This window comes from Herbaspirillum sp. B65, from assembly GCF_000333555.1.
Lineage (GTDB): Bacteria > Pseudomonadota > Gammaproteobacteria > Burkholderiales > Burkholderiaceae_D > Herbaspirillum > Herbaspirillum rubrisubalbicans.
In genome coordinates this window covers 1-2,545 of sequence record NZ_BADI01000189.1, presented here as the reverse complement: position 1 = coordinate 2,545, position 2,545 = coordinate 1, and the positions used below count along the sequence as shown (strand labels likewise).

Below are 2,545 nucleotides of genomic sequence, written 5' to 3'. Positions count from 1 at the left end.
GCGAGAAGGCACAGAAGTATAGCCGCATGATTGATGCTCCTCGAACTTTTGGCGGAAGAATTTTTATATCGACGCAGTGGCGGCCTTGCGGGCCGAATGCGTCGTGAAAGTTGCAGGCCGATTATAGGGACATTCCTCGATCCGCGTCGGCCCGAATTGGCGTACTCTTCTGGCTGTCATTGTCCAGCGAGTTCTTCCATGAGCCAGAGCCTGATTGCATTCGCTCCCGATGCCACCACCGGCGACCTGCTGCCGGCCCTGGCACAACTGCTGCTATCGCATCGCCAGGTCCTGGTGCTCACCGGTGCTGGCATCAGTACCGCCTCCGGCATTCCCGACTACCGCGATGACAGCGGCGTGCGCCGTGGCCGACTGCCGATCCAGGGCAGCCAGTTCCGCCAGTCCGAGGCGGCCCGCCAACGCTACTGGGCGCGCAGTATGCTGGGCTGGCCGCGCCTGGCACAAGCCGCGCCCAATGCCGCCCATCGCGCGCTGGCGCAATTGCAGCGGGCCGGCCATCTGGGCGCCATCCTGACCCAGAATGTGGATGGCCTGCATCAGCAGGCCGGCAGTACCGAGGTGCTGGAACTGCATGGCAGCATCCATGCGGTGCGCTGCCTGTCCTGCGCCACGGTCTATCCGCGTGCCCAGATCCAGCAGGAGCTGGCACGCTGCAATCCCGCCTTCACGCAATGGCAGGCCAAGGCCTTGCCGGATGGCGATGCAGAACTCGAACCGCAGGCCCATGCCCGCTTCCACGTGCCGGACTGCCTCGCCTGCGGTGGCCTATTGCAACCTGACGTGGTGTTCTTCGGCGATGGCGTGCCAGCCGAGCGCAGCGCCCAGGCCGAGGCCGCCGCGCAGGCTTGCGATGCCATGCTGGTGGTGGGCTCCTCGTTGATGGTGTTGTCCGGTTTCCGCTTTGCCCGGATGGTGGCGGCGGCTGGCAAACCGGTGGTGGCGATCAACCGCGGGGTGACGCGCGCCGATGAGCTATTGGCGTTCAAGCTGCGGGAGGATGCTGAGCTGGTGTTGCCGCGCTTGGCAGAGTGGGTGTTGGCGCACGCAGCTCCTGCTAAAGTGTAGGCTGCACTGTTAGCATGGATTAATGTACTAATCTTTGAGCATTAATGACTGCTTAATGACTGCTTAATGATGTAAATAAGAAAGTAGAGTAACTCTGCGAGCTTTCTCGCTCGTGTGTCTAGAGCGCATCTCACGCCTATTGATGAAATGAGTTCTAATGAGAGAGGCAAAGCCTGTGGTTAAACTATTCAATATTGGATCAGATGGTCAAATCAAAACGAAGCTGGAAAGATAGAGTCCCTCTTCCCATCGTGTCCCCATCGACCGGAGCACATCCTGGTTGCTATCAACTTGGATTCGAAGTCGAGAAACAAAAGGAAACCCAGTGGTGTTGGGCAGCGGTCGCTGCCAGCGTCTCGAAGTTCTACTATGCCAGAAGCCGTTGGACCCAGTGCCGGCTAGCGTGTCTTGAACTTGGGCAAAGCAATTGCTGCAAAAATTCTGCTTCTCAGGCATGTAATCGTGCTTGGTATTTATGCAAAGCACTTCAGCGAACAAGCAATCTAAGATGTGTCCGAGCGATTTCTCCGGGCGGAATTCACACAACGATATTGACGTGCTTGCAGAAAAAAGAGCCCATCGCTCTGCGAGTACAGTGGCCCGATGGTGGAGGGCATTTCGTTCTTGTCGTGGGGGTCTTGGTTGGCAGGTCTGGCCGTCTGGATATCTTGATCTCCGATCCTTGGTATGGAATATTCATTGCCGACTTGGACACGGCCTTAAGAGCATATAGAGAAAAGGGAATGATGACCCATCTCTACCGGACGCAATGACGAAAAAGTAAGATGACGACATCAATTGAAATGAATCTTGATTTCGACGGCGCTTTCCTAAGCCGCCTCGCATCTCTGAAGCCGTTGCTGGACGATAGCCACTCGTGGCGCGATGTTTCTCTAGGATTGCCAATCCCGCTTTATTTGGCCAAACTCAATATTACCGCTTCCTCATTCACTGCTACCCAGGCAGGTTGGTGCGCCGTGCTCTTTTCGGCTGATGAACCGGTAGCTACGGTGGATGTAGAAATGACGGAGGAAAAGCAGGCGAACCGACTTTTCAGTCTGAGCGGAAGCTCCGCAGCTCGTCGCTTGTGGCGTGCCATCGATATGGCCGAAGAAATTCGCCGACTTCTGTCTGATCGCCATTATGTCGATCGTTTAGCTAATATCCGTCGTCTGGCTGAGTTCAGTGAGCTAAGGCTAATAGATTTCCCTAGCATTCATGTGTCGGCCTTATGGCTTTATAGCCAGCGTCATTTGTCCCTCTTCGTCTTGTTGCCGGATGAGAACGATCAAGAAGAGTTGGATGTCATAAGCAGAGGGGAGCTTCTGAATCTGGTGCAGACTCGGTTCGATGAAAGCCAGGCAGGCGCGAGCATTTCGGCGTTGGATCTATTACGCGATGAACTGTCAGGTCGAGGCAGAAGATTTTCAAGCAACGATGAACCTGAGGAAGTTTCGGA

Annotated in this window: 3 protein-coding genes; all 3 read left to right on the top strand. The window is 55.8% G+C overall.

The window, feature by feature from the left end:
* Nucleotides 1-198: 198 nt before the first annotated feature.
* The gene (locus I5W_RS04855) at nt 199-1,086 is read left to right on the top strand and encodes an NAD-dependent protein deacetylase (protein WP_044528393.1); all 888 of its coding nucleotides are present in this window, start codon (nt 199-201) and stop codon (nt 1,084-1,086) included.
* A gap of 203 nt (nt 1,087-1,289) precedes the next feature.
* Nucleotides 1,290-1,859, top strand: coding sequence for a papain-like cysteine protease family protein (locus tag I5W_RS34145; RefSeq protein WP_112070024.1), 570 nt, complete (start codon nt 1,290-1,292; stop codon nt 1,857-1,859).
* Nucleotides 1,860-1,871: 12 nt separating this feature from the next.
* The coding region (locus tag I5W_RS04850; protein ID WP_252716897.1) for a hypothetical protein at nt 1,872-2,545 on the top strand (674 nt) is incomplete at its 3' end.

Coding starts and splice junctions, on each gene's coding strand:
- I5W_RS04855 (WP_044528393.1), top strand. CDS start 199: ATGAGCCAGAGCCTGATTGCATTCGCTCCCGATGCCACCACCGGCGAC.
- I5W_RS34145 (WP_112070024.1), top strand. CDS start 1,290: ATGGTCAAATCAAAACGAAGCTGGAAAGATAGAGTCCCTCTTCCCATC.